The following is a 26,165-nucleotide window of genomic DNA, read 5'->3' as shown; positions in this document are numbered from 1 at the left end:
GATGTCGACCCCCTCGAGCGAGATCGGCTCCAGGCGGCTCGACCTGGCCGGCACCCGTGACTTCGCGGTCGCGGGTGCCGGCCGGGCGCGCCGGGAGGCCCTCTCCGCGTTCAACCGGAACTGGCTCGCCGAGGTCTGGCGCGCCGCGACCGGCGGGACGCGCATCGAGGGGGTCGCCCTCGCCGCGGTCGGGAGCCTGGGCCGCGCGGACGCCGGGCCGCTGTCCGACTACGACCTCGTCCTCCTGCACTCCGAGCGCTCGCTCCCCGCGAAGGAGCTCACCGCGCTCGCCGACCGCATCTGGTACCCCATCTGGGATGCCGGGGTGCGGCTCGACCACAGCGTCCGCACCGTGAGCCAGTGCCGCCAGGTGGCGGCCGCCGACCTCACCGCCGCCGTCGGGCTGCTCGACCTCGCGCCGCTCGCCGGCGACACCGAGCTCGTCGCGGCGGCCCGCTCCACCGTGGCGCACGACTGGCGGGGCAACGCCCGCAAGCGCCTCCCTCAGCTCGTCGAGGCCGTGGTCTCGCGCCACCAGCGCCAGGGCGACCTCGCCCAGTCCATCGAGCCCGAGCTCAAGGAAGCGCACGGCGGGCTGCGCGACATGACCGTGCTCAACGCCCTGGCCGAGGCCTGGCTCGCCGACCGGCCGCACGGCAGCGTCGACGCCGCCCACGGCCTCCTCCTCGACGTCCGCGACGCCGTGCACGTCGTCACCGGCCGCGGCCGCGACCGCCTGGGGCGCGAGGACCACGACGCCGTCGCGGCGCTGCTCGGCCACCCCGACGCCGACGACCTGCTCACCGCGGTGTCCTCCGCCGGGCGGCTCATCTCCTACGCCCTCGACGGCACGCTGCGCCGCGCCGGGCAGTCCCAGCGCGCCCGCACCCTGCGCGTCGGCCCCCGCCGCCCGCAGATGACGCCGCTGGGCCACGGCCTGTTCGCCAGCGACGGCGAGGTCGTCCTCGGCTCGGCGCGCCTGGCCGAGGCCGACTCCTCGATGCCGCTGCGCGCCGGCGTCGTCGCCGCGCGCGCCGGCCTGCCCATCGCCCCGGCGACCCTGGACAACCTCGCCCGCTCCTCGCCCGCCCCGGCCGTGCCGTGGACCGCGGTGACCCGCGACCTGCTCGGCGACCTCCTCGCGTCCGGACCCGGCCTCGTCACCGTGTGGGAGGGCCTGGACCAGGTCGGCATCGTCGACACCTGGCTGCCCGAGTGGGAGGCCGTGCGCTCGCGTCCCCAGCGCAACGCCGTGCACCGCCACACGGTCGACCGGCACCTCGTGGAGACCGTCGTGCGGGCGGCGGGGCTCGTGCGCCGTGTCTCCCGACCCGACCTGCTCCTCGCCGGCGCCCTCCTCCACGACATCGGCAAGGTCCGCGGTGCCCACGACCACTCGGTGACCGGCGCCGAGACGACCCGCACCATCGCCACCCGGTGGGGCTTCGAGCCGCGCGACGTCGACGTCCTCGTCACCCTCGTTCGCGAGCACCTCACCCTCATCGAGCTGGCCACCCGGCGCGACCACCAGGACCCGATGACCGTCGACGCGGCTGTCGCCGCCGTCGGGGGAGACCCCGAGGTCTTCGAGATGCTCCTCGCGCTCACCGAGGCCGACGCGTCGGCGGCCGGGCCCCTGGCCTGGACCGACTGGCGCGCCACCCTCCTCGACCAGCTCGCCGCCGCGGTGCGCGACCGGCTCGAGGGCCCGGCCCCCACGACCCTCGACGGCGCCACCGTCCCGGCCACCGACGCGGCCACGGCCCTGCCCGCCGACCTCGTGGCCTCGGTGCGCGGCGGCGACCCCCACGTGCGCGTCATCGACAACGGCGGCTCGCACCGCCTCGACATCACCGACCTCGACCGGGTGGGGCTGTTCGCCGACACCGCCGGGCTGCTCGCCGCCGAGGGCCACACGGTCCGCACGGCCATCCTGCGCACGGTCGAGGGGATCGCGGTCAACGAGTGGCACGTCGAGTCGCCGAGCGGCGCCGTCCCCGACCCCACGCGCATCGAGCGCGGCCTGGCCCGGCTGGGCCGCGGGGACCGGGGGCCGCTGGCGACCCTCGACCGGCGCAGGGCCCACCTGCCCCGTCCCTCGGGCCAGAGCGGGCTCGGCACGCCCGGCCAGGCGCGGGCCCTCGTCGTCCCCGGGGCGAGCAGCGACTCCACGGTCCTGGAGGTCCGGGCCCAGGACCGGCCCGGCCTCCTCCACGAGCTCGGGGCGGCCCTGGCTGGCGCGGGGATCTCGGTGCGCTCGGCCCACATCGCGACCTACGCGGGCCAGACGCTCGACACGTTCTACCTCACCGGGGCCGACGACCTGCCGCTGCCGCCGGCACGCGTGGCGCAGGCGGTGAGTCTCGTCATCGACACGTGCGACGGGGTGGCTCCCGCGGCCCGTTAGCCTTGTCCGGTGTTCACGAGCCTGTCCGACCGCCTGACCGCGACCTTCAAGAACCTCCGCACGAAGGGGCGGCTCACCGAGTCCGACGTCAACAAGACCGTCCGCGACATCCGGATGGCGCTCCTCGACGCCGACGTGGCGCTGCCCGTCGTCAAGGAGTTCACCCACAAGGTCCGTGAGCGGGCCCTGGGTGCCGAGGTCAGCGAGGCGCTCAACCCGGCCCAGCAGGTCGTCAAGATCGTCAACGAGGAGCTCGTCACCATCCTCGGCGGGGAGACCCGCACGCTGCGGTTCGCGAAGAACCCGCCCACCGTCATCATGCTCGCGGGCCTGCAGGGCTCGGGCAAGACGACCCTGGCCGGCAAGCTCGCCACCTGGCTCAAGGCCCAGGGGCACACCCCGATCCTCGTCGCCGCCGACCTCCAGCGCCCCAACGCGGTGACCCAGCTCGAGGTCGTCGGCCAGCGCGCCGGTGTCCCGGTGTTCGCCCCCGAGCGGGGCAACGTCGGTGGCCACGACGCGGTCAGCGGCGGCACCGAGGGCACCCGGTCGTACGGCGACCCCGTGTCGGTGTCGCGGGCCGGCGTGGCCGAGGCGCGCGCGAAGCAGCACGACGTCGTCATCGTCGACACCGCGGGCCGCCTCGCCGTCGACGCCGACCTCATGCAGCAGGCCGCCGACATCCGCGCCGCCGTGCAGCCCGACGAGGTCCTGTTCGTCATCGACGCGATGATCGGCCAGGCCGCCGTCGACACGGCCGAGGCGTTCCTCGAGGGCGTCGACTTCACCGGTGTCGTGCTCTCCAAGCTCGACGGCGACGCCCGCGGTGGTGCGGCCCTGTCGGTCGCGTCCGTCACGGGGCGGCCGATCATGTTCGCGTCCACCGGCGAGCAGCTGGGGGACTTCGAGGTCTTCCACCCCGACCGGATGGCGTCGCGCATCCTCGACATGGGTGACGTCCTCACCCTCATCGAGCAGGCCGAGAAGGCGTTCGACCGCACCCAGGCCGCTGAGATGGAGCGCAAGTTCCTCGCGGCCGAGGACTTCACCTTCGACGACTTCCTCCAGCAGATGGCCGCCATCAAGAAGATGGGCTCGCTGAAGTCGATCCTCGGGATGATGCCGGGCATGGGCCAGATGAAGGCCCAGATCGACGCGTTCGACGAGCGCGAGTTCGACCGCATCGAGGCGATGGTCCGCTCGATGACCCCGTTCGAGCGCAACCACCCCAAGCAGATCAACGGCTCGCGCCGCTCGCGCATCGCCAAGGGCTCGGGCGTGACGACCTCCGAGGTCAACCAGCTGCTCGAGCGGTTCGGCGAGGCCCAGAAGATGATGAAGCAGCTCGCCCGCGGCGGCGGCATGCCCGGGATGCCGGGGATGCCCGGCGGCGGTTCCGGTCCGGGCAAGCGGGGTCGCCAGCAGCAGCCGCAGCGCAAGAAGTCGAAGTCGGGCAACCCGGCCAAGCGCGCCGCCGAGGAGAAGTCGGGCGGGCAGCGCCCGGCGGCCCCCAACGGCGGCTCGTTCGGCGCGGGTCCGGGTGGCGACGCCGCCGGCGGGTTCGACCCCTCGGCCATCGACCCGGCGCAGCTGCCGAAGGGCTTCGAGAAGTTCCTCGGGAAGTGACCTCGGGCGAGGGCGGCGGCCTGCACACAACGTCGGTCGGCACCGACGGGCCGCGGGTCGCCTTCCTCCACGGACTGTTCGGCCAGGGGCGCAACTGGTCGCAGGTCGCCAAGGCGGTGTCCGGCCCGGACGGCACGGGCGCCCGCTGCCTGCTCGTCGACCTGCCCGACCACGGCCGGTCTCCGTGGTCGGACGCGTTCTCGTACGAGGGGTACGCCGACGCCGTCGCGGCCACGCTCGAGGCTGCGGCGCCGGGGGAGCGCTGGGTGGTCGTCGGGCACAGCCTCGGCGGCAAGGTCTCGATGGTCCTGACCCTCACCCACCCCGAGCTGGTCGCGAGCCTCGTCGTCGTCGACATCGCCCCGAAGGACTACGGCGACCTCGACCGGTTCCGCGGGTACATCGAGGAGATGCGGGCCCTGCCGCTCGACGCGCTGACGAGCCGCGCCGACGCGGAGGCCCGATTCGACGAGCCCGACCCGGGCGTCAAGGCGTTCCTCCTGCAGAACCTGCGGCGCTCCGGCACCGACTGGTCGTGGCAGGCCAACCTCGAGCTCATCGCCGAGGACGCAGCGCGAGGGAGCGGCTCCGCCATCGCGGACTTCCCTGTGCTGCAGGCTGATCCGTGGGCCGGCCCGGTCGTGTGGCTCGTCGGGTCCGAGTCGGGTTACGTCCGCGACGAGGACGTCACGACGATGCGCGGCCTGTTCCCGCGCACGCGCCTGGTCACCGTCAACGGTGCCGGCCACTGGGTGCACACGGACTCGCCGCAGGTCGTCACCGAGACGGTGCGCCGCGTCGTGCGGGCCGCGGCTGACCCGCGGTCCTAGGGTGTCGCGATGAGCAGCATCCTGCGCCCTGCCGGTACCGGCGATCGCGACGGTGGGGCCGTCGCTGCACCCCGAAGGGCTCCGGGTGCCGACCTCCGTGGAGGTGCGCGGGCTGGTCCCGCACTCGGAGGTGCTGCCCGGAGTGCGGCTGCTCGTCGGGCACGGGGGCCACGGCACGACGATGGCGGCGCTCGCCCACGGCGTCCCGGTGGTCGTCATCGCGATGAGCGGCCACGCCACCAGCCCCTCGTCGGTGAGGCCGTCGAGCGCGCGGGCGTCGGCCGCACCCTGCCCCGCGAGGCGTCGGGCGAGGAGGTGGGCGCCGCCATCAGCGCGGTGCTCGCCGACCCGGCTGCGTCCGCCCGGGCCGCCGAGCTCGGTGCGGCGTGGCGCGACGGCGCCCCGGGGCGTGCAGCCGCGACCGCGATCGTCGGTGCCGCGCGCAGCGACTAGGGCGGTCGCGGAGGCGAGTTCGGGTCCTCGAGGTCATCGATCGAGCGGATGCGCACGACGGGGGTGCCGAGCAGCCACAACACCCCGAGGGCGCCGCCGACGCCGCCGATGACGAGGGTCGGCCCGGTGCCGACGACGCCCGCGAGGATCCCACCGACCGCCGCCCCCAGGGGTCGCGTGCCGTAGTTGACGGTGGTGAAGGCTCCCTGCACCCGGGCCCGGACGTCGTCGGGGATGACGGCCGCCATCACGGCGTTCAGGTTGACGTCGAGGAGCATGACGCCGAAGCCGCTCACCGCCTCCACCCCGGCGAGGACCGCCGCCTTCGCGAGGGTCGAGCCGCCGGCGAGGGGGACCAGGGCCATCGGCGCCGTGAAGAGCAAGGTCCCCAGGGCGATGGTGCGGCCGGTGCCGATCCACCGCGCGATCCGGCCGGCGGCCACGGCGCCGAGCAGCGCCCCGCCCGAGCCGATGCCCAGGGCGAGCCCGATCGTCGCGGCGTCGAGCCCGAGGTCGCGGGCGGCGAACACGATGAGCAGTGCGCTGACCATGATGGTGAACAGGTTGACCCAGGCCACGCTGCGCAGGGCCGGGGCGAGCACCGGGTGCCGGAGCACGAGGCGCATCCCGTCGGCGAGCCGCGTCCGGAGGGCGACGTCGTCGTCGGTGACGACCGGCGGTGTCTCGGTGACGTCGACGCGACGCAGGAGCAGCGCCGACGCCAGGAACGACAGCCCGTCGACGGCGAGCGCGAAGGGCGCCGTGAGGAGCTGGACGAGCCCGCCACCGACGGCCGGGCCCACGATGAACGACCCCGAGCGGGTGGCGCTCATCAGTCCGTTGGCCTCGACGTACTGGTCGCGCCGGACGAGCGCGACGAAGAACGGCTGCCACGCCGAGCGGAAGAGGGTCGACCACGCGCCGAGGAGCAGCGCGACGACGAAGAGCTGGGCGAGGGTGAGCACGTCGAGCAGCGCCGCCGCCGGGACGGTGAGGACGACGGCCGCGCGCGCGAGGTCGGCCCCCACGAGCAGAGGACGCTTGCGGGGCCGGCGGTCGACCCACGCGCCGACGACGAGGGCCACGAGGTTCGGCAGCCAGATGACGGCCGACAGCAGGCCGACCTCGGTGGCGCTGGCGTCGAGGACGGTGACGGCCACGAGCGGGACGGCCAGCTCGGAGACGCGGTCGCCGAGCTCCGAGACCGACTGCGCCGACCAGGACGTGAGGAAGCGCCGGTCGCGCCACAGCGGACGCCGCGCGGCGGTGGGGGGCGCCGCCTCGGCGAGGGACCCGGGTTCAGGCATCGCCGGCCGCCGCGTCGGGGAGGGTGTGGCGCAGCAGCCGGACGGTGCGGGCGCCGGCCGGGGCCGAGGAGGGGTCGTCCTTGCGCAGGACGTAGGGAGCGAGCAGGGACTCGATCGCCTCCTCGAGGGCCATGGCCTCCTGCGCGGTGACGAGGACGCGGGTGCTGGACCGTCCGGCGACGTCGAGCCAGGCCGGGGGAAGGCCGGGTTCGACGTCGCGCTCCCAGTCACCGACGACGTCGCCGTCGGCCTGCTCCATGACGTGGCGGAGGGCCCGGTGGGCTTCACGCGCGCCGGGACCGCTGGGGGAGAACCGGACTCCGCGACTGACGGCTTCCCACCAGCGCTCGCGGCCGGTGCCCTGCGCCGGGGCGTCGCGGACGAGGCCGTGCTCCGCCAGGTGGCGAAGGTGCCAGCTCGTCACCGACGGGGTCGCCCCGACGACGGGGGAGAGGTGGGTCGCGGTGCTCGGGCCGTGCTGCTGCAGCTCGCCGAGGATGCGGACGCGCACGGGGTGGGCGAGGGCGCGCATGCCGGTGGCGTCGAGCTCGAGGTCGCCGTACGGGTTGGTCATCGAGGGCTCCGGTCCGGGGAGGAGGTGATGTGAGAGGACCGTATCGAGAGAGTTCTCTCACGTCCAGCCACGCTCTCACGAGGCAAGGAGGGTGGCTGCGGCTGGCCCGGGCCGGGCTCCCCACGAGGGGGACACGACAGGCGGGCGGGACGTCGGCCACAGCTAGGGTCGGCGCATGGCACAGGTGCTGCACCTCACCGGTCCCGTCCTCGTCGGCCGCGACGAGGAGGCGCCGGAGGCGTGGGTGCTCGGCGGGCGGGTCACCTACGAGCGGCCCGAGGGCGACCACGACGTCACGCGGGTCGACGGCTGGGTGCTCCCCGGGCTCGTCGACGCCCACTGCCACGTCGGCCTCGACGCGCACGGCGCGGTCGAGCCCGAGGTCGCCGAGCGCCAGGCCCTCGGCGACCGTGATGCCGGTACCCTCCTCATCCGCGACGCCGGCTCGCCGTCGGACACCCGGTGGGTCGACGACCGCGCCGACCTGCCGCGCATCATCCGGGCCGGGCGCCACATCGCGAGGACGCGGCGCTACATCCGCGACTACGCGTGGGAGGTCGAGCCCGAGGAGCTCGTCGAGCGGGTGCGGCTCGAGGCGCGCGCCGGGGACGGCTGGGTCAAGCTCGTCGGCGACTGGATCGACCGCGACGCCGGTGACCTCACGCCCTGCTGGCCCGCCGACGTCCTCGCGCAGGCCGTGGCCGCGGCGCACGAGGAGGGAGCGCGCGTCACCGCCCACTGCTTCGGCGAGGAGTCGCTCGTCGACCTCGCGGCCGCCGGCACCGACTGCGTCGAGCACGCCGTGGGCCTGGTCCCCGAGACGATCGAGGCGTTCGCCCGGCAGGGGATCGCCATCGTCCCGACGCTGGTGAACATCGACACCTTCCCCGAGATCGCGGCCCCGGCGCAGGAGAAGTTCCCGGGCTACCACGCGCACATGCTCGACCTGCACGCCCGGCGCTACGACACCATCGCCGCCGCGCGCGACGCGGGCGTGCCCGTCTACGTCGGCACCGACGCCGGGGGCTCGCTCGCGCACGGTCTCGCCGGCGAGGAGGTCGAGCGGCTGACCCGCTGCGGCTTCAGCGCCCTCGAGGCCATCGACGCCGCCACGTGGGGGGCGCGCGCCTGGCTGGGTCGGCCCGGCATCGAGGAGGGGGCGGAGGCCGACCTCGTCGTCTACGCCGCCGACCCCCGCGAGGACGTCGGCGTCCTCGCCCACCCGCGCGCCGTCGTGCTGCGCGGAGCCCTCGTCCGCGGCTGACCCGCGGGGCCCCGACCCGACCGCTCGCCGCGAGTGCGGAGACGGTCGCCGGGGCAACCACCTCCGCACTCACGGGCAGGGCGACGGGCTCGCACGCTGACGCGTCCAGCCCTCGGCGCGGCCTGCCCACATCGCGAGACATAAGGTCAGGTTATTTGACCGATAACGCAACCCTATGGAAACTCCTACTCATCGCATAGGAATGCGCCACCACGGCGCCACGCCCCACCCGGGGCCACACACCAGGAGCACCCAGCATGAGCAGGAACCGCATCGCCCTCGCCGCCGTCGCCCTCAGCGCGTCGATGGTGATGTCCGCCTGTGCCGGCGGTGGGGCCAGTGACGTGGCCGGGGCCGACGCCTCGCCCGCCGGCGCCGACGCCGCGACGAGCACCATCAACCTCTACGCGTACGCCGTCCCCAAGGTCGGCTTCGACAAGCTCATCCCCGCCTTCCAGGCCACCGCGGCCGGCAAGGGCGTGCAGTTCCAGCAGTCGTACGGCGCGTCCGGCGACCAGTCGCGCAAGGTCGCCGCCGGTGCGGAGGCCGACTTCGTCAACTTCTCGGTCGAGCCCGACGTCACCCGCCTCGTCGAGGCCGGCCTCGTCGACGCGAGCTGGAACGCCAACGAGCACAAGGGCCTGCCGTTCGGCTCGGTCGTGACGATCATCGTGCGCAAGGGCAACCCCAAGGGCATCAAGGACTGGGACGACCTGCTCAAGCCGGGCGTCGAGGTCGTCACCCCCAACCCGTTCTCTTCCGGCTCGGCCAAGTGGAACCTCCTGGCCCCCTACGCCGCCAAGAGCAACGGCGGCAAGGACGAGGCAGCGGGCCTGGCCTACATCGGCAAGCTCGTGGGCGACCACGTGAAGATCCAGCCGAAGTCGGGTCGCGAGGCCACCGAGTCCTTCCTCCAGGGCAGCGGCGACGTCCTGCTCTCCTACGAGAACGAGGCGCTGTTCATCGAGCGCAAGGGCGACCCGGTCGAGCACGTCACGCCGCCGCAGACCTTCAAGATCGAGAACCCCGCGGCCGTGGTCTCCAAGGGCAAGAACGCCGCGAAGGCCAAGGCGTTCAACGACTTCCTCTACACCCCCGAGGCGCAGAAGCTCTGGGCGCAGGCCGGCTTCCGCCCGGTCGACGCCACGGTCGCCCAGGAGTTCGCGGCCGACTTCCCGGAGCCGGAGAAGCTCTGGACCATCGACGACCTCGGTGGCTGGAAGACGGTCGACGGCTCGCTGTTCAAGAAGGACGTCGGCTCGATCGCCAAGATCTACGACGCGGCCACCCAGTAATCGAGGACCCATGACAGCGACGACCCTTCCCCGCGGGGACTCGTCCACCGAACCCGCACCGCCGCCAGAGCAGCCGGCCGGCGCCCCTCCCACCACGGAGGGGCGCCGGCCCGCGGCCACGCCCGGGCGCAGCCTCGGCCTCGGCGTCGTCGGCCTGTGGCTCAGCGTCATCGTGCTGCTGCCCCTGGCCGCCCTGACCGTCCGATCCTTCGACGAGGGCCTCGGCGGGTTCTGGGACGCCGTCACCGCCCCCGTCGCCCTGGCGGCGCTCGCGGTCACGCTCGGCGTCTCGGCCGTGGTGGCCGTGCTGAACGCCGTGATGGGCACCCTCATCGCCTGGGTGCTGGTGCGCGACGAGTTCCCGGGCAAGCGCGTGGTCAACGCGCTCATCGACCTGCCGTTCGCCCTGCCGACGATCGTGGCGAGCATCGTGCTGCTCTCGCTCTACGGGCCCAACAGCCCGGTGGGCATCCACCTCAACGCCACCCGCTGGGCGCTCGTCGTCGCCCTGGCGTTCGTGACGCTGCCCTTCGTCGTGCGGTCGGTGCAGCCGGTCCTCATCGAGCTCGACCGCGAGGTGGAGGAGGCGTCGGCCTCGCTCGGCGCGTCCAACCGCACGACGTTCCGCCGCATCGTGCTGCCGACGCTGGCCCCGGCCATCATCAGCGGCACCGGGCTCGCCTTCGCCCGCGCGGTGGGCGAGTACGGCTCGGTCGTCCTCATCGGTGGCAACATCCCGCGCGAGACGCAGGTGGTCTCGCAGTACATCCAGCAGCAGATCGAGATCGACCGCCCGGCCAACGCCGCCGCGGTCTCGGTGGCCCTGCTCGCGGTCTCGTTCCTCACCCTGTTCGTCCTGCGCGTCTGGTCCGGCCGCAGCCAGCGCAGGGAGGCGAGGTCGTCATGAGGACGTCGCGCCGCACCACCCTCACGCTGCGCTCGCTCGCGCTGGTCTACCTCGTCGGCCTGCTCGCGGTCCCGATCGCGGTCATCCTCTGGCGCACCTTCGATCCGGGCATCGGCGCGTTCCTCGAGTCGGTGCAGACGCCGGCCTCGATCGCCGCGCTCAACCTCTCGCTGCTCATCGTCGCCATCGTCGTGCCGCTCAACGTCGTGTTCGGCGTGGTCACGGCCATCGCGCTGGCCCGCTGGAAGGTGCCGTTCCGCGGTGCCGTGCAGGCGATCGTCGACCTGCCGTTCGCCGTCTCGCCGATCGTCGTCGGCGTCTCGCTGATCATGCTGTGGGGCGTCACCGGATGGTTCGGCGGGCTCGAGGGCGCGACCGGCATCCGGGTGATCTTCGGCCTGCCCGGCATGGTCATCGCCACGATCTTCGTCACCCTGCCGTTCGTCGTGCGCGAGGTGGAGCCGGTCCTGCACGAGATCGGCACCGAGCAGGAGCAGGCCGCGTCCACCCTGGGCGCCTCGGCCTGGCAGACGTTCTGGCGGATCACCGTCCCGGCCATCCGCTGGGGCCTCACCTACGGCGTCGTCCTCACCGTGGCCCGCGCCCTGGGCGAGTTCGGCGCGGTCATCATGGTCAGCTCGGGCTTCCCCGGGGTGTCGCAGACCCTCACCCTCCTCGTCCACTCCCGCTACATCGACGACCACAACACCTACGGCGCGTACGCCGCCGCCACGCTCCTCATGGGGCTGGCGCTGGCGACCCTGCTGTTCATGACCCTGCTCGACCGCAAGAGGAGCACCCGATGATCACCGTCACGAACGCCCGCAAGACCTACGGCGACTTCGTCGCCCTCGACGACGTCGACATCGAGATCCCGGCGGGGTCGCTCACCGCCCTGCTCGGGCCGAGCGGGTCGGGCAAGTCCACGCTGCTGCGCTCGATCGCCGGGCTCGAGGGCCTCGACGGGGGAGCGGTCACCATCGACGGCGTCGACGTGACGGACCAGCCCCCGCAGAAGCGCGGCATCGGGTTCGTCTTCCAGCACTACGCCGCGTTCAAGCACATGACGGTGCGCGACAACGTCGCCTTCGGCCTCACCATCCGCAAGCGCCCCAAGGACGAGGTGAAGCGCAAGGTCGACGACCTGCTCGAGATCGTCGGCCTCGACGGCTTCCAGCACCGCTACCCCGCGCAGCTCTCCGGTGGCCAGCGGCAGCGGATGGCGCTCGCGCGGGCCCTCGCGGTCGACCCGCAGGTGCTGCTCCTCGACGAGCCGTTCGGTGCGCTCGACGCCAAGGTCCGTGCCGACCTGCGTCGCTGGCTGCGCCGGCTCCACGACGAGGTGCACGTGACCACCGTGCTCGTCACGCACGACCAGGAGGAGGCGCTCGACGTCGCCGACCGGATCGCGGTGCTCAACCACGGCCGCATCGAGCAGGTCGGCGACCCGGTGTCGCTCTACGAGCGTCCGGCCAACGACTTCGTCATGTCGTTCCTCGGCTCGGTGGCCCGCCTCGGCGGCCAGCTCGTGCGGCCGCACGACATCGTCCTCGACCGTGACCGCACCGCCGCCCACGAGGCCGACGCGCGGATCCCCGGCTCGCCGGGGGTCGTCGCGGCGACCATCGAGCGGGTGGTGCGGCTCGGCTTCGAGGTGCGGGTCGAGCTGCGCGCCGACACCGGGGAGCGCTTCGCCGCCCAGGTGACCCGCGCCGAGGCCGACCGCCAGCGCTTCGCGCCCGGCGAGTCGGTCTTCGCCCGCGCCTCGCGCCCGGTCGACGCCACCGACGCCGAGCCCGCCCTCGCCATCTGACGCATCCCTCCGCGCGGGGCGAGGGAGGCCCCACCGTCCCCCTTGTCGCGTCTCACCTCGCCCCGCGAGTCGGAGAGGGCCGGTCGACCTGCGAGCGGAGGGCGTCGGCGCCCTCTCCCGACAGCCGCGAGAGCGCGGCGGGCCGACCGGTGAGGAGCAGGAGCAACGCGCCGACCGGTCCCGCCACCTCCGGTCCGTCACCGCGCGACCAGTCGGTGTCGGTGGCCGTGAGGCGGAACCCCTCGTAGGGCAGGCGACGGTTCACCGACGCCATCCAGCCGTGCCTGGTGTCCCAGCGGCGGGTCGCCGCCGTGGCGCTCGGTCCGGGCCGCATCGCGAGGTCGACGCCGAGCGGGATGGCGATGTCCTGGCTGTGGACGAGGATGTCGGTGAGGGTCTCGAGCGGGGTGACGAAGGCGTTGTGGCGCCGCGACCCGATGCCGGCCCGGATGTGGTCCACGATCTCGGTCGTCGACAGCTCACGGGCCAGGATCACCGCCGAATCGCGGATCGCCGCGTTGAGGCCGAGGCTGCGGAGCATCCTCGGGTGGCGCGCGACGAAGGCAAGGGCGTCGCCGTACGACAGCTGCTGACCGGTCAGGTGCGCCGCGACGTGCCGGACCGTCCACCCCCGGCACAGCGAGGGCTGGTCCCACTGGTCGGCAGACAGGCCCTCCAGGAGCCGGGCGGTGCGGGCCCGCTGGTCGTCGATGCCCTCCCACAGGGTGTCGGCCTCGGCCGTGGTCATTCTCGACATGTCGTCCTCCTCAGGTGAAGACCGGTGGTCTGGTCCGGGTGCGCTTGAGCTCGAAGAACTGGGGGTACCCGGCGAGGAGGCGGGCGCCCTCGAAGACGTCAAGCGCCTCGTCGCCGCGGGGGATCGCGTTGAGGACCGGCCCCGAGAAGGCGGACCCGTCGATGACGGTGATCGGCGTGCCGACCTCGCTGCCGACGAGGGCGACCCCCGCGTCGTGGCTCTCTCGCATCGAGGCGTCGTGCTCGTCGGTGTCCATCGCGTCGGCGAGGTCGACCGGGAGCCCGGCCCGGGGGAGGGCGACGAGCAGGACCTCGCGGTACTCCGAGGGCGAGGGTCGGCGCCACACGTCGAAGACGAGCTCGCCGAAGGCGGTGTAGAGGCGGTCGAGGACCTCCTCGCCGAAGTGGGTCGCGGCGGCGGTGGCGACCCGGGCGGGCCCGCGCGACAGCTCGACGTTGCGCCAGTACTCCGGCTCGACGTCGGTGCGGTGCTCGTTGAGCAGGTACAGGCTCATCACGTGGTGCCGCACGACGAGGGGCCGCCGCCCGATGACCTCGTGCAGCCAGCGCGAGGCGGTCCACGAGTACGGGCACACGGGGTCGAACCAGAAGTCGACCGCCACCTCGCGCGTCGTCATCGTCGCTCCGTCCTACGATGGTCCCATTGGCGAACTATTATAGTTCGTACATAGGACTATGTGAAGGGGTGGCATGAGCCGTCCGCTGCCGACCAGCCTGTTGATGTTCATCGCCGCGCGCGACGCCTCGGCGCGGATCTTCGACGCCCTCCAGGCCTCGGGGTTCGACGACGTGACCCTCGCGCAGAGCCGCCTGATGATGGGGCTCGACCCGGAGGGCACCCGCCTCAGCGTCCTGGCGGCCCGGGCCCAGATCGCGAAGCAGACCGCGACGGCCCTCGTCGACCGGCTCGAGCGGGCGGGCTACGTCGAGCGCGTTCCCGACCCCGCCGACGGCCGCGCCCGGCTCGTGCGGATGACCCCGCGGGCCCTGGCCGCGATCCCGCACGCCCGGGCCGAGGAGGACCGCATCGAGGCCGAGTGGGCCGCGCACCTCGGCCCCGAGCGGATGGCGCGGCTGCGCGAAGGGCTGGAGGCGCTGCGCGAGATCACCGACCCGTACCTGTGACGCTCCCGGTCCCGTTCCGACGGTAGTGCTCGAGGACGATGCCGTTGTCGAAGGGCCGGGCCGAGACGAGGGCGAACCGCTGGGGGTCGTCGAGCGAGGGGAGGTAGGGGAGCCCGCCGCCGACGACGACGGGGGCGCGGAACACCCGCAGCTCGTCGACGAGCCCGAGCCGCATCGCCTGGCCGGCCAGGTCCGGGCCGCCGATCGACACGTCGCGGTCGGTGGATGCGAGGGCCGCGGCAACCTCCTCGGCGACCGAGCCCGTCGCGAGCCGCGCGTTGCCCTCCACGCGCTCGATCGTGCGGCTGAAGACGACCTTCGGCAGGTCGCACCACACGTCGGCGAACGCCGCGTGGGCCTGCGTGCCGCGCATCGCGGGGTCGGTCTCCCAGACGCGCATCATCTCGTAGAGGCGGCGGCCCAGGAGGTACGCGCCGAGCGAGGCGACCTCCTCGAGGTGGGCGTGGAACACCTCGTCGCTCGGGGTGGAGAACCCGATGTCGCCGGCGCGGTCGGTGACGAAACCGTCGACCGAGACGGTCATGGAGAACATGAGCACGGACAGCACGCTAGGGCCGTGGTGACGCGGGCGCCACGGGCTGCGCCACACTGGCGTCGTGGACATCTCGGCGCGCACCGACTACGCCGTGCGGGCGATGCTCATCCTCGCGCAGGCGCAGCGTGACGACCTCGGCCTGGTGAGCGTCGAGACGCTCGCCCAGCGGCAGGACCTGCCGCGCAAGTTCCTCGAGGCGATCGCGGCCGACCTGCGCGGTGCTGGCCTGGTCACCAGCACCAGGGGGGCGCGCGGCGGCTACGCCCTCGCGCGCGAGGCCCGGCAGACCACCCTCGGCGACGTCTTCCGCGCCGTCGACGGACCCCTCGCCGAGGTGCGCGGCCTGCGTCCGCACGAGACGAGCTACGAGGGCGTGGCCCAGCACCTGCCCACGGTGTGGGTCGCGCTGCGGTCCAGCCTGCGCGAGGTCCTCGACGGCACCTCGCTGGAGGACGTCCTCACCGGGTCGCTGCCGGCGCGCGTCACCGAGATGGCCGCCGCACCGGACGCCTGGCGCAACCGCTGACCACCGCTTAGCTGCCTCCACTGGAGGGGCACGGCACGGCGGTTCAGAACGGCGGCGCGTCCGGTCGTCGGTCGGCCCGTGTCAGAAGGGCGGGGTGTCCGGGTACCGGTCCGTGGTCCGCGCTCGCCGGTGGAGGCGTGCTCGGGTGCGGCACTGGCGCTCCGGGTTGTCGACGTCGAGGCCGTGGAGGCGGAGGGTCTCGACGGTTCGGTGCGCTGGTCGGCGGCCGCGGCGACTAGGGACCGAGCTGCCCAGGAGGTGTTCGAGGGCGAACTCGAGGGAACTGTGGGCGTCGGTCGTCCCGGGGAGCGGCGTACGTGCCGGGGCGATGGCCGCGTGCCGCGGTGGGGAGGCGTCCGTCCTGGTGGTCTGCGTCGTGATTCCGCGGGTTGCGCCAGCGTGGTTCGCCTCGGCCGGGGTGGCATCGTCCGTCTTGCGCGTGGAGTCGAATGCGGCCACTGGGGTCGCCAGGGTCTCGGCCAGGTTGGTGTCGGGCAGGGTGATGGTGCGCAGGGCGTCGATGGGTGCGGTGGTGCGTTGCCTGTCGGTGGGGTCGGTCCAGGTGACGGTGCCGTTGCTGGCGAGGGTGACGTGCCAGCCGGGTCGTTGTTTGATGCGGTGGTGTCGTCGGCACAGGCAGATGAGGTTGTGGTCGGCGGTGGGGCCGATGGGCCAGGGGCGGACGTGGTCGATGTCGCAGAAGCGGGCGTTGACGTGGCAGCCGGGGAAGCGGCATCTGCCGTCGCGGCTCCGGATGCGGTCGGCGAGCTCTTTGGGTGGCCGGTAGGTGTCGGTGGTGATGTCGCTGCGGATGGCGCCGGTGGCCGGGTCGCAGGTGACGGGTCGGATGGTGGTGGTGGGGGAGGCGATGAGGGCGTCGAGCCAGGCGCGGGCGACGAGCATGGGTTCCCCACCCAGGGGGTTGGGTACCTCGACGAGGTCCTCGGGTTCGGGTCTGGTTCGTCGTCGTTGGGCCCGGTTGGGTGGGCCATGGCCCGGGGTCGGGTCGAGGAGTTCGGGTGCGGTGAGGGCTGGAGCGCCCGGCCCTTGGTTGCTGCTCGTCGATCGTGGCGCCGACGTCGCCTCGACGGCGACCCCCTCTGTGGCTTCGACGATGGTCGTGGCATCCACGCCGGCGAGCTGTCGGTGTTGCCGCCCCGTCGCAGGTGCCCAGGTGCCCTCGTGCGACACCGAGGTCCGCCCCTGCCGGTGGTGGGTGTCGTGGCCCGTGGTCGGGTGCGCTTCCTGGCGGGGTTCGTCGGTGGCGGGGGTGGTGAGCATGACGATGGTGGTGATGGTGGCGTTTCCGGTGACGAGGTCGACCAGCGCTTGCGCTCTGGCCCGCTCGATGCGGTCGCAGGTGCCGGTGGTGACGAGCTGTTGGGCTCGGGCGTCGATCGCGGCCCACGCGGTGGCGGCGTCCTCGGAGGGGAAGGTGCCCTCCCACCGGTCGACACCGGGCTGGTCGACCCACCGCCGCAGCCCGCACTCCTCCCTGGCGCGCTTGGCGCGCTGGTGCAGCAGGTCGGGGCTGATCCGGGCGATCAGTCTCCGGGTGCGGCGGCGCAGCTGCGGGCCGGTCTCGCGGGTGAGGTGCTTCCCGAGGGTCGCGACGACGGTCTCCGCGACCTCCGGTGGCGCCTCCTCCAGCTCCTCAGCGACCACCGATGCGCGGTAGGGGTCGAGGGCGCCGGCGCGCATGGCGTCGTGCAACCCACCCAACCCGGTGCAGGTGTTGGTTCCCGCGGGACCGTCGGCGGCGAGCCGGGCCGCGCCACGGACCCGCCGTTCGGCGTGGACGGCGGTGACGTCCAGGGCGGAGGACACCAGGGCGGGTCCGTCCAAGGCGACGTGACCGGGCGCGTGGTGCCGCTCGACCACTTCGCCGTCGTCGAGGACGTCGGGTTCGATCGCGCACAGCCGCACGATCGCCGCGTCCTGCACGCCCGTGGCCGCGTTCACGATGTGCTGGCAGGTCCGCACCACCTCAGCCCACGCGTCCCGCCCACCGACCGTCACCGCAGGAAGAGTCAGCGTGGACAGCGCCGCGGCGATGTCGTCGAGCACCGCGAGCAGCTCGTCCGAACCCACCGCGTTCCCCCGAACCGGTGCCTGTGTGACGGTCATTGCTTCCCCCTTCCCCTGCCCACGATTTTACCCGTCTCGACCCCGTAGCACAAGTGTTCGATTCGCCGAATGTGGATGAATCGCAGCCCGATTCGGACGGCCATCAGCGAGGGGGAAGCGCGAAGGAAGCCGCTGACATCAAAGGCCGGACAACGCACCGCCACCGGACGCGAGGGAGAAGCGGAGGAGGCAGCCGTCATCCGAGCGCCTGACATAGCGACGACCACCTACGGCGACGCGGAAACGGGAGAGGAACCCGCTGACATCCACGCGCCTGAGAGCCCACCACCACCGGATGAGGCGGCGGCGAGCCCACGTCGGGCAGCGAGGGGCCGCATCGACTCCTCCGCGTGGGCGCCACGACACAGCTGAGCCCCCGCAGGGATCCGGGCACCCGGGCCCGGGCTGTGGCGCGCTTCAGGCCCTGGCAACGCCGTGGTTCGGGGCACCCCGCCGTCTCTGGCAGAATGGACGGCTGTACCCGTCCGGACGGAACGCTTCCGCGGCCGCCGGACCGGACGCCTACACCGAGCATCCGGCACCCCGCGCGATCCGTGCGCGGTCTCGCCGCGCTCATCATCAACAGGAGTGACCACCACCGTGGCCGTCAAGATCCGTCTGAAGCGCATGGGCAAGATCCGTGCACCGTTCTACCGCGTCGTCGTCATGGACTCGCGCACCAAGCGCGATGGCCGGGCCATCGAGGAGATCGGCAAGTACCACCCCACCGAGGAGCCCTCGCTCATCGACATCGACAGCGAGCGCGCGCAGTACTGGCTCGGGAACGGCGCCCAGCCGACCGAGGCCGTCGCCGCCCTGCTGAAGATCACCGGTGACTGGCAGAAGTACAAGGGCGAGCCCGGCGCCGAGGGCACCCTCAAGGTCAAGGCTCCCAAGACCCCCAAGAAGGACCTCTACGAGGCCGCCCTCGCCGCTGCCGGCAAGGCGACCGCCGAGGACACCTCGGGCGCCACCACCGCCAAGAAGCGTGCCGCCAAGAAGGCCGAGGCCCCGGTCGAGGAGGCGCCCGTCGCCGCCGACACCGACTCGGGCACCGCTGCCGCCGAGAGCGTCGACACCGACGCCGACGCGACCGCGACCGAGGCCCCCGCGGCCGAGGCGACCGAGTCCACGGACGAGAAGGCCTGACCGTGCTCGAGGAGGCCCTCGAGCACCTCGTCACCGGCATCGTCGACCACAAGGACGAGGTGCAGGTCCGTCGCAAGGAGCTGCGCCGCGGGGAGATCCTCGAGGTGCGCGTGCACCCGGAGGACCTCGGCCGCGTCATCGGCCGCTCGGGTCGCACCGCCAGCGCGCTGCGCACCGTCATGGGTGCGCTCGCCGGTGGTCGCCAGGTCCGGATCGACATCGTCGACACCGACCGGGTCCGCTGACCCCGAAGGTCCGCCCGTGACGGCGGGGCACCCCGGTTCCCGGGGCGCCCCGCCGTCCGCCGTTTCCACGAGAGGATGTCCGTCGTGACATCGCGTTCCGTGCTCGCCCGCATCGGCAAGCCCCACGGCCTGCTCGGCGAGGTCACCGTGCAGCTGCACACCGACCAGCCCGAGCGCCGCTTCGCCGTCGGCACCGTGCTCGACACCGAGGCCGCCCCCGGCACCGGCGTGCCGCGCACCCTCACCGTGCGCTCGACCCGCGTCCACAACGGCGTCTGGCTGCTCGGCTTCGTGGAGATCCCCGACCGCACCGGCGCCGAGTCGCTGCGCAACACGCGCCTCGTCCTCGACGGCGCCGACGACGACACCGGCCCCGACCCCGAGGACGACGACGCGTTCTCCGAGGACGAGCTCGTCGGCCTGCGCGTCGTCGACCCCTCGGGCGCCGACCTCGGCAGCGTCTCCGGGCTCGAGCTCGGTTCGGCCCAGGACCGCCTGCTCGTCACCCTCACCGACGGGCGCGAGGTCCTCGTCCCGTTCGTGGAGGCGATCGTCCCCGAGGTCGACGTCGCGGGTGGCGTCGTCGTCCTCGACGCCCCCGCCGGGCTCCTCGACCTCGGGAGCTGACCCCGCGTGCGCCTCGACGTCGTCACGATCTTCCCCGAGTACCTCGCGCCCCTCGACCTCTCCCTCATCGGCAAGGCGCGCCGCGACGGCATCCTCGACCTCCACGTGCACGACCTGCGCGACTTCACCCACGACCGGCACCGCACCGTCGACGACAGCCCGTTCGGTGGCGGCGCCGGCATGGTGATGAAGCCCGAGCCGTGGGCGGCCGCCCTCGACCACGTGGTGGCCGACGGGGCCACCGACGACGCCCCGGTGCCGCACCTGATCGTCCCCGGCCCCGGCGGGGTGCCGTTCGACCAGGCGCTGGCGAAGCGGCTGGCCGGCGAACCGTGGCTGGCCTTCGCCTGCGGCCGGTACGAAGGGCTCGACGAGCGGGTCTACGAGCACGCCGCAGAGCGGATGCCGGTCACCGTCGTCTCGCTCGGCGACTACGTCCTCAACGGGGGAGAGGTCGCGGTGCTCGCGATGGTCGAGGCCGTGGGGCGGCTGCTGCCCGGGGTCGTCGGCAACGCCGAGTCGCTCGTCGAGGAGTCGCACGAGAACGGCCTGCTCGAGTACCCCGTCTACACGCGTCCGGCCCGGTGGGAGGACGGCGAGACGGCCCGCGAGGTGCCACCGGTCCTCCTCTCCGGTGACCACGGGGCCATCGCCCGCTGGCGGCACGAGCAGCGCCTGGCGCGCACGGCCGCCCGCCGACCCGACCTCCTCGCCGCCGCGGCCACCACCGGCGGTCTCGACGACCTCGACGTCCGCGTGGCCACCGCGGCCGACGCCCCCGAGCTGCGCGTCCTCCAGCTCGCCTGCTGGGTGCCGGAGGGTCGGATCTCCGGCTCGTGGACGATCCCCCCGCTCGACGAGACCCTCGAGGACGTCGCCCGCGGCCTCACCGAGTGGACCACCTGGGTCGCGCGGGTGCCGGGCGACGGGTCACCCGGCCGGCTCGTCGGGTCGGTCCGGGGGCGGGTGCGCCCCGACGACCCCACCGTGTGGGAGACCGGTCGGCTCATGGTGGCCCCCGACCTCCACGGCCGGGGCATCGGCCGCGACCTGCTCGAGCTGGCCGAGGCGGGCGCGCCCCCGTCGGTGACGACGTACTGGATCAACACCGGTGCGGTGAGCGAGGGCAACCACCGCAGGTACCGGCGCGCCGGCTACCGCGCCCACCCGGGCGAGGGGTCCTTCCCCGGCACCATCGACCTCACCAAGCGCCGCCAGTCCTGACCCGTCTCGGGTCCGTCACGTGCGGTGGCGCCCGGCGTCGAGCCGGACCACCCGGTGCGCGGCCTCCACGAGGCGGGGGTCGTGGGTGGCCACGAGCACCGCGCTGCCCTCGGCGGCGGTCACGAGGACCTGGGCGACGACGAGGTCGGCGTGCGCCTCGTCCTGGTGGCTCGTCGGCTCGTCGAGCACGACGGCGTCGGGGCGCAGGCTGGCCGCCCGCGCGATCGCCACCCGCTGCTGCTCGCCCCGCGACGCCTGGGCCGTGAGCCGGTCGGCGAGGTGGGCGACGTCGAGGGCCTCGAGGAGGTCGTGCCGCTCGGGGCGGCCGTGCAGCCACGCCGGGAGGTGGACGTTCTCGGCGACCGTGAGCTCGGCCGGGAGCCCGAACCGCTGCGGCAGCGCGGCGACGCGGGACCAGTCGGACAGGCCGGCGGCGGGGGCCCCGCCCACGAGGACGGCCCCGACATCAGGCGGCTCCAGCCCGGCGACGAGCTGGCACAACGTGGACTTTCCCGACCCCGAGCGACCCTGGACCACGACGAGCTCGCCTGCGTGCACCACGAGCGAGACGTCCTCGATGATCGGCCGGCCCGGCGAGCGCTCCCCGTGGGTGACGCCCTCGACCCGCACCACGGGTTCGCCGTCGCCGGGCACGGCCGTGCTCACGACCCCTCCGGCGTCGGCTCGAGGACGACCCGACCGTCGTCGACCCGCAGCACCGCGCGGCGGTCGGGGAAGAGGAGGAGGGCCTCGGGCGGGAGCTGCACCCGCCCCGTCGGGTCGATGCTCGCGTGGGCGTCCGAGCCCACGCGGCGCTCGGTCGACACCACCCCGTGGCGCAGCGCGACCACCCGGTCGCTCGCCGCGACGGCATCCGGGTCGTGGGTCGCGACGACGACGGCGGCCCCGGCGTCGGCGGCACCGCGCAGCTCGCGCAGCACGAGCGCCGCGGTCTCCTCGTCGAGCTCGGCGGTCGGCTCGTCGCAGAGCAGGAGGGTGGGGGTGCCGATGCAGGCGCAGGCCACGGCGAGGCGCTGCTGCTCCCCGCCGGACAGCCGTGCGGCGAGGACGCCCTCGACCTCCTGCAGTCCCAGGCGACGCAGGAGCGCGTCCCCGGCCTCGTGGGCCGCGCCGCGCCACCGCGCCGCCTGTTCGACGTTCTGGCGGGCCGTGAGGTGGGGGAAGACGCCGTCGGTGGACCGCTGGGGCACCCAGGCGATGGTGCGACGGCTGAGCCGGCGACGGTCCCCGGTTCGCAGGGATGACGTCGGGCGCCCGAGCACCGTGACCTCGCCGCCGCTGGCACGGTCCCGCAGGGCGAGCAGGGCCAGCAGGGTCGACTTGCCGCTGCCCGAGGGGCCCATGAGCGCGGTGACCGTCCCGGCATCGAACTCGGCGTCGACCCCGCGCAGCGCGTGGGTCTCGCCGGTGGCGGTCGGGTAGATCCGGACCAGTCCGGCGCAGGCCGCCGCGGGGCCGTCCACCGGGCGCGCCGTGGGTTCAGTCCTCGCCACGGAGCACCTCCACCGGTGTGGCGGCCGCCGACGCCAGGCGCATCCCGGCCGCCGCTGCCACCGCGCTGACGACCAGCCAGCCGATCCCGGCGAGCAGGGCCGACGAGGGCAGGACGAGGACCGCCGCTGGAGCGACACCGTCGCCCGGCTCGAGCAGCACCCCACCCATCGGGCGGACGAGGACGAGGGCGAGGACCGCGAGCCCGGTGCTCAGCACGAGGACGACGACCGTCTCGAGGGCACGTGCCCGGCCCGGCGACCCCCGGCCGGCCCCGGCCCACGCGAGCATGAGGTCGGCCGCCGGCGAACGCCGGGCCAGCCGGACGGCCGCGAGGGCGACCGCGGCGAGACCGAGTGACCCGAACACCACCCCGAGGGCCACCTGGTAGCGCCGGGCCTGGGCCGCGGCCACGTACGCCGGGGTGGCGCGTGCCCCGGCCAGGGTGGTGACGACGTCGGCCCGCAGACCGTTCCGCAGGAGGGTGGCGGTCGCGGCCTCCTGGGTCGAGGACCACAGCTCGGTCTGGAACTCGACCGGCCGGTTCCGCGGTGTCCCGAGGGCGGGGCGCAACCGCGGGTCCTCGTTGGCCTGGGTCGAGAAGAACGCGTCGGCGGGGACGACGAGCGTGCCGGGACGGGCACCGGGGAACGCCGTGAGGAGGTGGCCGACGGTGATCCTCACGGGGAGGTTCAGCGTGTCGACGGTGACCGACCCGCCGACCTCGAGGCCGAGGTCGCCGACCTCCCCGACGAGCAGCGCCGGCACCGCGGTGCCGATGCCGTTGCGCCGGGTCGTGGCCGCCGCCTCCGCGTCCTCGGCGGCGAGCCCGGGCAGGAGGGACCGGCCCTCGGCGACCGGACCGTCGGCCGCCCCCCAGGCCGCGGCACCGGAGAACGAGGTGGGGTCGATGATGAGCAGTCGCACGCTCTCCTCGCTCGTGGCCACGGTCGTCTGCGTCGTCCACGCGACGCTCTGTCCGCGGGGCAGCCGTGGGCTGCGGGCCGCCGGGACGTCGTCGATGCCGAGCGGCGTCCCGTCATCCGGGGCCTTGGCCTGCTGCGCGACGTCGGGGTCGACCCGCCACGACGTCCCGATCCGGTGCACGACGGTCGCGCCCGCGCGGGCCGCGGAGCGGTCCTCGACGGTGCGTTCGGTCGACGTCAGGCTCGCCAGGGACAGGACGAGCATCGCCACCCCGGTGGCCGCGATGGTCGTGGCCACCTCCCGGCCGGGGTCGGGGGAACGGAGACGGCGTCGGGCGAGCCAGCGGGCCACGGTCCGCCGCGTCGGGGGCCGTGCGGCCGGGGCGGTCCGGCGCAGCACCGCGAAGAACAGCCGCGCCCCGACCGCCGCGAACGCCGCGATGACGAGGGGCGGCACGAGGACGTCGAGCGGGCCGAGCGGGTCCCCGGCGTCCGGCGGACGGGTGACCAGGGCGACCGACGCCGCCACCGCGAGGACGACGAGGACGAGCACCCACGGGACGACGACGTCCGCCCGGCCCTCGAGGCGTCGCGCCTCGGCTCGCGTCGCCACCGCCACGACCACCCCGGACACCGCGAGCGCGGCCACCACGGCCAGGACGCACCAGACGACCGACGTGACGATCGTGTCGCGCGACGGCGAGGCCGACCCCACCGTGCGATCGACGAGGATGCGGGCCAGCACCCACCCGGCCGCGCCACCGACCACGGCCGCGGGAAGGAGCTCGACGACGTGGAGCAGGCCCGCCGCGGACGGGCGCCGTCCGGTGGCGGCGAGCAGCCGGACCTCGCGCTGCCGTCGCCCGCTCGACCACCGTGCCGCCGCGACGACCAGGGCAAGCGCGAGCACGATCCCCACGCCGGTGGTGACGGCGGCCCCGCGTCGGGCCGCCGTGGCCAGCTCGTGCGCGCGCTCGTCGAGGTCCACGACCCCGGTCGCGATCCCGGGCCGGAGGGCGGCGGGCAGCGGCCCGGACTCGACCCCGGCGGCGAGCGCGCGGCGCAGGTCGGCGACCGCGGCGGCGGTGCGGTCGAGGTCGGCCAGGCGCGGTCGGGCGGGCTGGAGCGGCGCCAGGGCCGACCACAGGACGTCGTCGTCGATCCGGTCGGCGAGCGTGGCGGCGGTTCGCAGGTCGGCGACCACGAGGTGCGCGCGCAGGGACCGTGACAGGGCGTCGGTGGGGTAGCCCTCGTTCTCGAGGTCTCCCCACAGCCGCTGGCCCGGCGGGGTCACGGGGGTGCGGTCGTCGTCGCGCACGGCGTAGGTGCCCGCGACCCGGACCGGGGTGACGGCGGGCTCGGGCGTGCCGCTGAGGGTGAGCCGGACGGTGTCGCCGGGTGCGGCACCGGTCGCCTCGGCCACGGGGCGGGGTAGCCAGACCCCGTCGGCGACGTCGTCGGCCCGGGAGAGGACGACGAGGCGCGAGGCAGGGTCGTCCACCCCGAACAGGCGCACCGGCGCCCGTGTCCTGCCCCCGAGGAGCACCGGCCCGACCGGGTCGAAGTAGATCTTCGGGTGCAGCTCGGTCGACACCGACTGCAGCGTCACCCGCGTCGGGCCGAGACCCGGCACGTCCTCGAGGGCCTCGGTCAGCCGGTTCTGCTCGACGAGCTCGGGCTCGATGCCGCCGTTGAGCCGCACCACGGGCGCCGTCCGTGCCTCGGACCCCGTCGGTACGGCGTCGAGAGCGAGGTGGAGGGACGCGTCCGACACCGCCTCGGCGTACAGGGGACCTGCCGTTGCGGCGACCCCGACGAGGGCGAGCACGGCCGTCATCAGGGTCAGGGTGAGCGGCTCGCGGGCGAGGCGGCGTGGGGCTACGCGCCACAGTGGCGGGGGTCGTCGGTGCCGCGGGCGACCGGCGGCCTCCGACGCGCCCCTCGGCTGCCCGGCCATGGGGGGAGTGTGGCGCACCTGAGGGGCCCGGGGGAGTCCCCTCGCCCGGCCGGTCAGGGGCGCAGGGAGGCCTTGAGGTCGTCGGGGAGGAGCAGCGCCTCGCCGATGAGGCGCTCGGCCACGACCGCGGTGGTCGTCTGAGCCGCCATGATGCCGACGAGGACGAGCACCTGCGCGGCCGCCGCCTGGGCGGGGGTGCCACCGCCGAGGAGCACCCCGATGAAGGCGCCCGGCAGCGTGACGACGCCGGCGGTGCGCACCTGGTCCAGCCCCGGGATGAGCGCCTCGGGGATGCGCCGGTGGACGACCTCGGCGATCGACTGCGGCCGGGTCAGCCCCAGCGACAGGGCGGCCTCGTACTGGTTCTTCTCCTCGCGCAGTGCCGCGAACGCCCGCCGGCAGGCGAGGGTGTGCCCGTTCATCGTGTTGCCGGCGAGGATGCCGACGACCGGGACCAGCGCGATGCCGGTCGGCGGGATGGTGCGGGTGAGCAGGACGACCGCGACGACCGGGAGCAGGCCGGCCAGCATCGCCAGGGTCGCCCACGGCCACGCCTTCGGTGCCTCGATGCGGCGCACCGTGGTGACCACCGCGACGACGAACATCGCGCACAGCAGGAGCACCGAGAGCGCGAGGTTGCGCACCACCGCGGCGATGACGAGCGCGGCCAGTCCCAGCTGGACCACCGCCCGGCCGGCGGCCACGAGGGTGGACCGGGGGGCGGGCAGGTCGCCGACGAGGTAGACGACGATCGTCAGGGTCAGGAGGACGGCGACGGCCAGCGCCACTGGCAGGCCCGGGTCGATCGTCACGCGGCCACGCTAGGTGACGACGTACGGATTTCGTCGCCCGCCGCACCCTCTGGCAGACTGGGTCGCTGCGCCCACCGAACTCACGGCCCCCGCCACAGGGGGAGTGCCCCGGACTCCGTCCGACCG

At 74.2% G+C, this 26,165-nt stretch carries 25 protein-coding genes and 1 pseudogene; 16 read left to right on the top strand and 10 right to left on the bottom strand.

Annotated features, from left to right (window positions below):
• Position 1 precedes the first annotated feature (1 nt).
• From ACFLFB_RS13055 to ACFLFB_RS13035, 5 genes and pseudogenes are all read left to right on the top strand, one after another.
• The gene (locus ACFLFB_RS13055; protein ID WP_392542611.1) at positions 2-2,407 is read left to right on the top strand and encodes a [protein-PII] uridylyltransferase; all 2,406 of its coding nucleotides are present in this window, start codon (positions 2-4) and stop codon (positions 2,405-2,407) included.
• A gap of 9 nt (positions 2,408-2,416) precedes the next feature.
• Positions 2,417-4,033 carry a signal recognition particle protein gene (gene ffh / locus ACFLFB_RS13050; RefSeq protein WP_392542610.1) on the top strand — a complete coding sequence of 539 codons (1,617 nt, stop codon included), beginning with the start codon at positions 2,417-2,419 and terminating at the stop codon, positions 4,031-4,033.
• Entirely contained in the window at positions 4,030-4,863 is an 834-nt protein-coding gene (locus ACFLFB_RS13045) for an alpha/beta fold hydrolase (RefSeq protein ID WP_392542609.1), read from the top strand. Before ffh ends, ACFLFB_RS13045 begins: the two co-directional genes overlap by 4 nt.
• Positions 4,864-4,915: 52 nt before the next feature.
• Positions 4,916-5,077: pseudogene (locus ACFLFB_RS13040) on the top strand (glycosyltransferase); the annotation flags it as partial.
• A 101-nt stretch (positions 5,078-5,178) separates the two neighbouring features.
• Positions 5,179-5,316: a hypothetical protein gene (locus ACFLFB_RS13035; RefSeq protein WP_392545467.1), complete on the top strand. Its 138-nt coding sequence runs from the start codon at positions 5,179-5,181 to the stop codon at positions 5,314-5,316.
• Here the strand turns inward: ACFLFB_RS13035 and ACFLFB_RS13030 are convergent.
• Both ACFLFB_RS13030 and ACFLFB_RS13025 read right to left on the bottom strand, forming a co-directional pair.
• Positions 5,313-6,623, bottom strand: a complete 1,311-nt coding sequence (locus ACFLFB_RS13030) for an MFS transporter (protein ID WP_392542608.1) — start codon at positions 6,621-6,623, stop codon at positions 5,313-5,315. The genes ACFLFB_RS13035 and ACFLFB_RS13030 overlap by 4 nt on opposite strands.
• The gene (locus tag ACFLFB_RS13025; RefSeq protein WP_392542607.1) at positions 6,616-7,197 is read right to left on the bottom strand and encodes a helix-turn-helix domain-containing protein; all 582 of its coding nucleotides are present in this window, start codon (positions 7,195-7,197) and stop codon (positions 6,616-6,618) included. Before ACFLFB_RS13025 ends, ACFLFB_RS13030 begins: the two co-directional genes overlap by 8 nt.
• A 175-nt stretch (positions 7,198-7,372) precedes the next feature.
• Here ACFLFB_RS13025 and ACFLFB_RS13020 point away from each other — a divergent pair, with 175 nt between their 5' ends.
• From ACFLFB_RS13020 to ACFLFB_RS13000, 5 genes are all read left to right on the top strand, one after another.
• A complete protein-coding gene (locus ACFLFB_RS13020; RefSeq protein ID WP_392542606.1) occupies positions 7,373-8,461 on the top strand; it encodes an amidohydrolase family protein in 1,089 nt (362 codons plus the stop codon).
• A 257-nt stretch (positions 8,462-8,718) separates the two neighbouring features.
• Complete coding sequence (locus ACFLFB_RS13015) at positions 8,719-9,756, top strand: sulfate ABC transporter substrate-binding protein (protein WP_392542605.1); 1,038 nt, start codon at positions 8,719-8,721, stop codon at positions 9,754-9,756.
• A 10-nt stretch (positions 9,757-9,766) separates the two neighbouring features.
• On the top strand, positions 9,767-10,663 hold the full coding sequence (gene cysT / locus ACFLFB_RS13010) for a sulfate ABC transporter permease subunit CysT (RefSeq protein WP_392542604.1): 897 nt from the start codon (positions 9,767-9,769) through the stop codon (positions 10,661-10,663).
• A complete protein-coding gene (locus ACFLFB_RS13005; protein ID WP_392542603.1) occupies positions 10,660-11,469 on the top strand; it encodes a sulfate ABC transporter permease in 810 nt (269 codons plus the stop codon). Before cysT ends, ACFLFB_RS13005 begins: the two co-directional genes overlap by 4 nt.
• The gene (locus tag ACFLFB_RS13000) at positions 11,466-12,476 is read left to right on the top strand and encodes a sulfate/molybdate ABC transporter ATP-binding protein (RefSeq protein WP_392542602.1); all 1,011 of its coding nucleotides are present in this window, start codon (positions 11,466-11,468) and stop codon (positions 12,474-12,476) included. Before ACFLFB_RS13005 ends, ACFLFB_RS13000 begins: the two co-directional genes overlap by 4 nt.
• A gap of 52 nt (positions 12,477-12,528) precedes the next feature.
• Here the strand turns inward: ACFLFB_RS13000 and ACFLFB_RS12995 are convergent, their stop codons facing one another.
• The gene (locus tag ACFLFB_RS12995) at positions 12,529-13,233 is read right to left on the bottom strand and encodes a maleylpyruvate isomerase family mycothiol-dependent enzyme (RefSeq protein WP_392542601.1); all 705 of its coding nucleotides are present in this window, start codon (positions 13,231-13,233) and stop codon (positions 12,529-12,531) included.
• 10 nt (positions 13,234-13,243) lie between these two features.
• Positions 13,244-13,870 carry a DsbA family protein gene (locus ACFLFB_RS12990; RefSeq protein ID WP_392542600.1) on the bottom strand — a complete coding sequence of 209 codons (627 nt, stop codon included), beginning with the start codon at positions 13,868-13,870 and terminating at the stop codon, positions 13,244-13,246.
• A 73-nt stretch (positions 13,871-13,943) separates the two neighbouring features.
• Between ACFLFB_RS12990 and ACFLFB_RS12985 the strand changes: the two genes are divergently transcribed.
• Complete coding sequence (locus tag ACFLFB_RS12985) at positions 13,944-14,378, top strand: MarR family winged helix-turn-helix transcriptional regulator (protein ID WP_392542599.1); 435 nt, start codon at positions 13,944-13,946, stop codon at positions 14,376-14,378.
• Here the strand turns inward: ACFLFB_RS12985 and ACFLFB_RS12980 are convergent.
• Complete coding sequence (locus ACFLFB_RS12980) at positions 14,359-14,931, bottom strand: dihydrofolate reductase family protein (protein WP_392545423.1); 573 nt, start codon at positions 14,929-14,931, stop codon at positions 14,359-14,361. The genes ACFLFB_RS12985 and ACFLFB_RS12980 overlap by 20 nt on opposite strands.
• 64 nt (positions 14,932-14,995) lie before the next feature.
• On the opposite strand from ACFLFB_RS12980, the gene ACFLFB_RS12975 reads away from it, so the two are divergent.
• Positions 14,996-15,460: an RrF2 family transcriptional regulator gene (locus tag ACFLFB_RS12975; protein WP_392542598.1), complete on the top strand. Its 465-nt coding sequence runs from the start codon at positions 14,996-14,998 to the stop codon at positions 15,458-15,460.
• An 81-nt stretch (positions 15,461-15,541) separates the two neighbouring features.
• Here the strand turns inward: ACFLFB_RS12975 and ACFLFB_RS12970 are convergent, their stop codons facing one another.
• Positions 15,542-17,587: an HNH endonuclease signature motif containing protein gene (locus tag ACFLFB_RS12970; RefSeq protein ID WP_392542597.1), complete on the bottom strand. Its 2,046-nt coding sequence runs from the start codon at positions 17,585-17,587 to the stop codon at positions 15,542-15,544.
• A 600-nt stretch (positions 17,588-18,187) separates the two neighbouring features.
• On the opposite strand from ACFLFB_RS12970, the gene rpsP reads away from it, so the two are divergent.
• The 4 genes from rpsP to trmD all read left to right on the top strand — a co-directional run bounded on the left by rpsP (position 18,188) and on the right by trmD (position 20,832).
• Positions 18,188-18,736: a 30S ribosomal protein S16 gene (gene rpsP / locus ACFLFB_RS12965; protein WP_392545422.1), complete on the top strand. Its 549-nt coding sequence runs from the start codon at positions 18,188-18,190 to the stop codon at positions 18,734-18,736.
• A gap of 2 nt (positions 18,737-18,738) precedes the next feature.
• The gene (locus ACFLFB_RS12960) at positions 18,739-18,981 is read left to right on the top strand and encodes an RNA-binding protein (RefSeq protein ID WP_392542596.1); all 243 of its coding nucleotides are present in this window, start codon (positions 18,739-18,741) and stop codon (positions 18,979-18,981) included.
• An 84-nt stretch (positions 18,982-19,065) separates the two neighbouring features.
• On the top strand, positions 19,066-19,608 hold the full coding sequence (rimM, locus tag ACFLFB_RS12955) for a ribosome maturation factor RimM (protein WP_392542595.1): 543 nt from the start codon (positions 19,066-19,068) through the stop codon (positions 19,606-19,608).
• Between the two features lie 6 nt (positions 19,609-19,614).
• Positions 19,615-20,832 carry a tRNA (guanosine(37)-N1)-methyltransferase TrmD gene (gene trmD, locus ACFLFB_RS12950; RefSeq protein WP_392542594.1) on the top strand — a complete coding sequence of 406 codons (1,218 nt, stop codon included), beginning with the start codon at positions 19,615-19,617 and terminating at the stop codon, positions 20,830-20,832.
• Positions 20,833-20,847: 15 nt separating this feature from the next.
• On the opposite strand, the gene ACFLFB_RS12945 is transcribed toward trmD, so the two are convergent.
• The 4 genes from ACFLFB_RS12945 to ACFLFB_RS12930 all read right to left on the bottom strand — a co-directional run bounded on the left by ACFLFB_RS12945 (position 20,848) and on the right by ACFLFB_RS12930 (position 26,039).
• Positions 20,848-21,498: an ABC transporter ATP-binding protein gene (locus ACFLFB_RS12945; RefSeq protein WP_392542593.1), complete on the bottom strand. Its 651-nt coding sequence runs from the start codon at positions 21,496-21,498 to the stop codon at positions 20,848-20,850.
• Positions 21,495-22,346, bottom strand: a complete 852-nt coding sequence (locus ACFLFB_RS12940) for an ABC transporter ATP-binding protein (protein ID WP_392542592.1) — start codon at positions 22,344-22,346, stop codon at positions 21,495-21,497. The genes ACFLFB_RS12945 and ACFLFB_RS12940 overlap by 4 nt, the downstream gene beginning before the upstream one ends.
• Positions 22,333-25,107 (bottom strand): hypothetical protein, encoded by a 2,775-nt coding sequence (locus tag ACFLFB_RS12935; protein WP_392542591.1) that lies wholly within the window; start codon positions 25,105-25,107, stop codon positions 22,333-22,335. Before ACFLFB_RS12935 ends, ACFLFB_RS12940 begins: the two co-directional genes overlap by 14 nt.
• 173 nt (positions 25,108-25,280) lie before the next feature.
• The gene (locus tag ACFLFB_RS12930) at positions 25,281-26,039 is read right to left on the bottom strand and encodes an ABC transporter permease (protein WP_392542590.1); all 759 of its coding nucleotides are present in this window, start codon (positions 26,037-26,039) and stop codon (positions 25,281-25,283) included.
• Positions 26,040-26,165 lie beyond the last annotated feature (126 nt).

The organism is Oryzobacter telluris, assembly GCF_043099285.1.
Lineage (GTDB): Bacteria > Actinomycetota > Actinomycetes > Actinomycetales > Dermatophilaceae > Oryzobacter > Oryzobacter telluris.
This window is presented reverse-complemented; position numbering and strand designations above follow the sequence as displayed.

Excerpts from the sequence above, each read along its gene's own strand:
- ACFLFB_RS13055 (WP_392542611.1), top strand. The coding sequence starts at position 2 with ATGTCGACCCCCTCGAGCGAGATCGGCTCCAGGCGGCTCGACCTGGCC.
- ACFLFB_RS13030 (WP_392542608.1), bottom strand. The coding sequence starts at position 6,623 with ATGCCTGAACCCGGGTCCCTCGCCGAGGCGGCGCCCCCCACCGCCGCG.
- ACFLFB_RS13025 (WP_392542607.1), bottom strand. The coding sequence starts at position 7,197 with ATGACCAACCCGTACGGCGACCTCGAGCTCGACGCCACCGGCATGCGC.
- ACFLFB_RS13020 (WP_392542606.1), top strand. The coding sequence starts at position 7,373 with ATGGCACAGGTGCTGCACCTCACCGGTCCCGTCCTCGTCGGCCGCGAC.
- ACFLFB_RS13015 (WP_392542605.1), top strand. The coding sequence starts at position 8,719 with ATGAGCAGGAACCGCATCGCCCTCGCCGCCGTCGCCCTCAGCGCGTCG.
- cysT (WP_392542604.1), top strand. The coding sequence starts at position 9,767 with ATGACAGCGACGACCCTTCCCCGCGGGGACTCGTCCACCGAACCCGCA.
- ACFLFB_RS13005 (WP_392542603.1), top strand. The coding sequence starts at position 10,660 with ATGAGGACGTCGCGCCGCACCACCCTCACGCTGCGCTCGCTCGCGCTG.
- ACFLFB_RS13000 (WP_392542602.1), top strand. The coding sequence starts at position 11,466 with ATGATCACCGTCACGAACGCCCGCAAGACCTACGGCGACTTCGTCGCC.
- ACFLFB_RS12995 (WP_392542601.1), bottom strand. The coding sequence starts at position 13,233 with ATGTCGAGAATGACCACGGCCGAGGCCGACACCCTGTGGGAGGGCATC.
- ACFLFB_RS12990 (WP_392542600.1), bottom strand. The coding sequence starts at position 13,870 with ATGACGACGCGCGAGGTGGCGGTCGACTTCTGGTTCGACCCCGTGTGC.
- ACFLFB_RS12985 (WP_392542599.1), top strand. The coding sequence starts at position 13,944 with ATGAGCCGTCCGCTGCCGACCAGCCTGTTGATGTTCATCGCCGCGCGC.
- ACFLFB_RS12980 (WP_392545423.1), bottom strand. The coding sequence starts at position 14,931 with ATGTTCTCCATGACCGTCTCGGTCGACGGTTTCGTCACCGACCGCGCC.
- ACFLFB_RS12970 (WP_392542597.1), bottom strand. The coding sequence starts at position 17,587 with ATGACCGTCACACAGGCACCGGTTCGGGGGAACGCGGTGGGTTCGGAC.
- ACFLFB_RS12935 (WP_392542591.1), bottom strand. The coding sequence starts at position 25,107 with ATGACGGCCGTGCTCGCCCTCGTCGGGGTCGCCGCAACGGCAGGTCCC.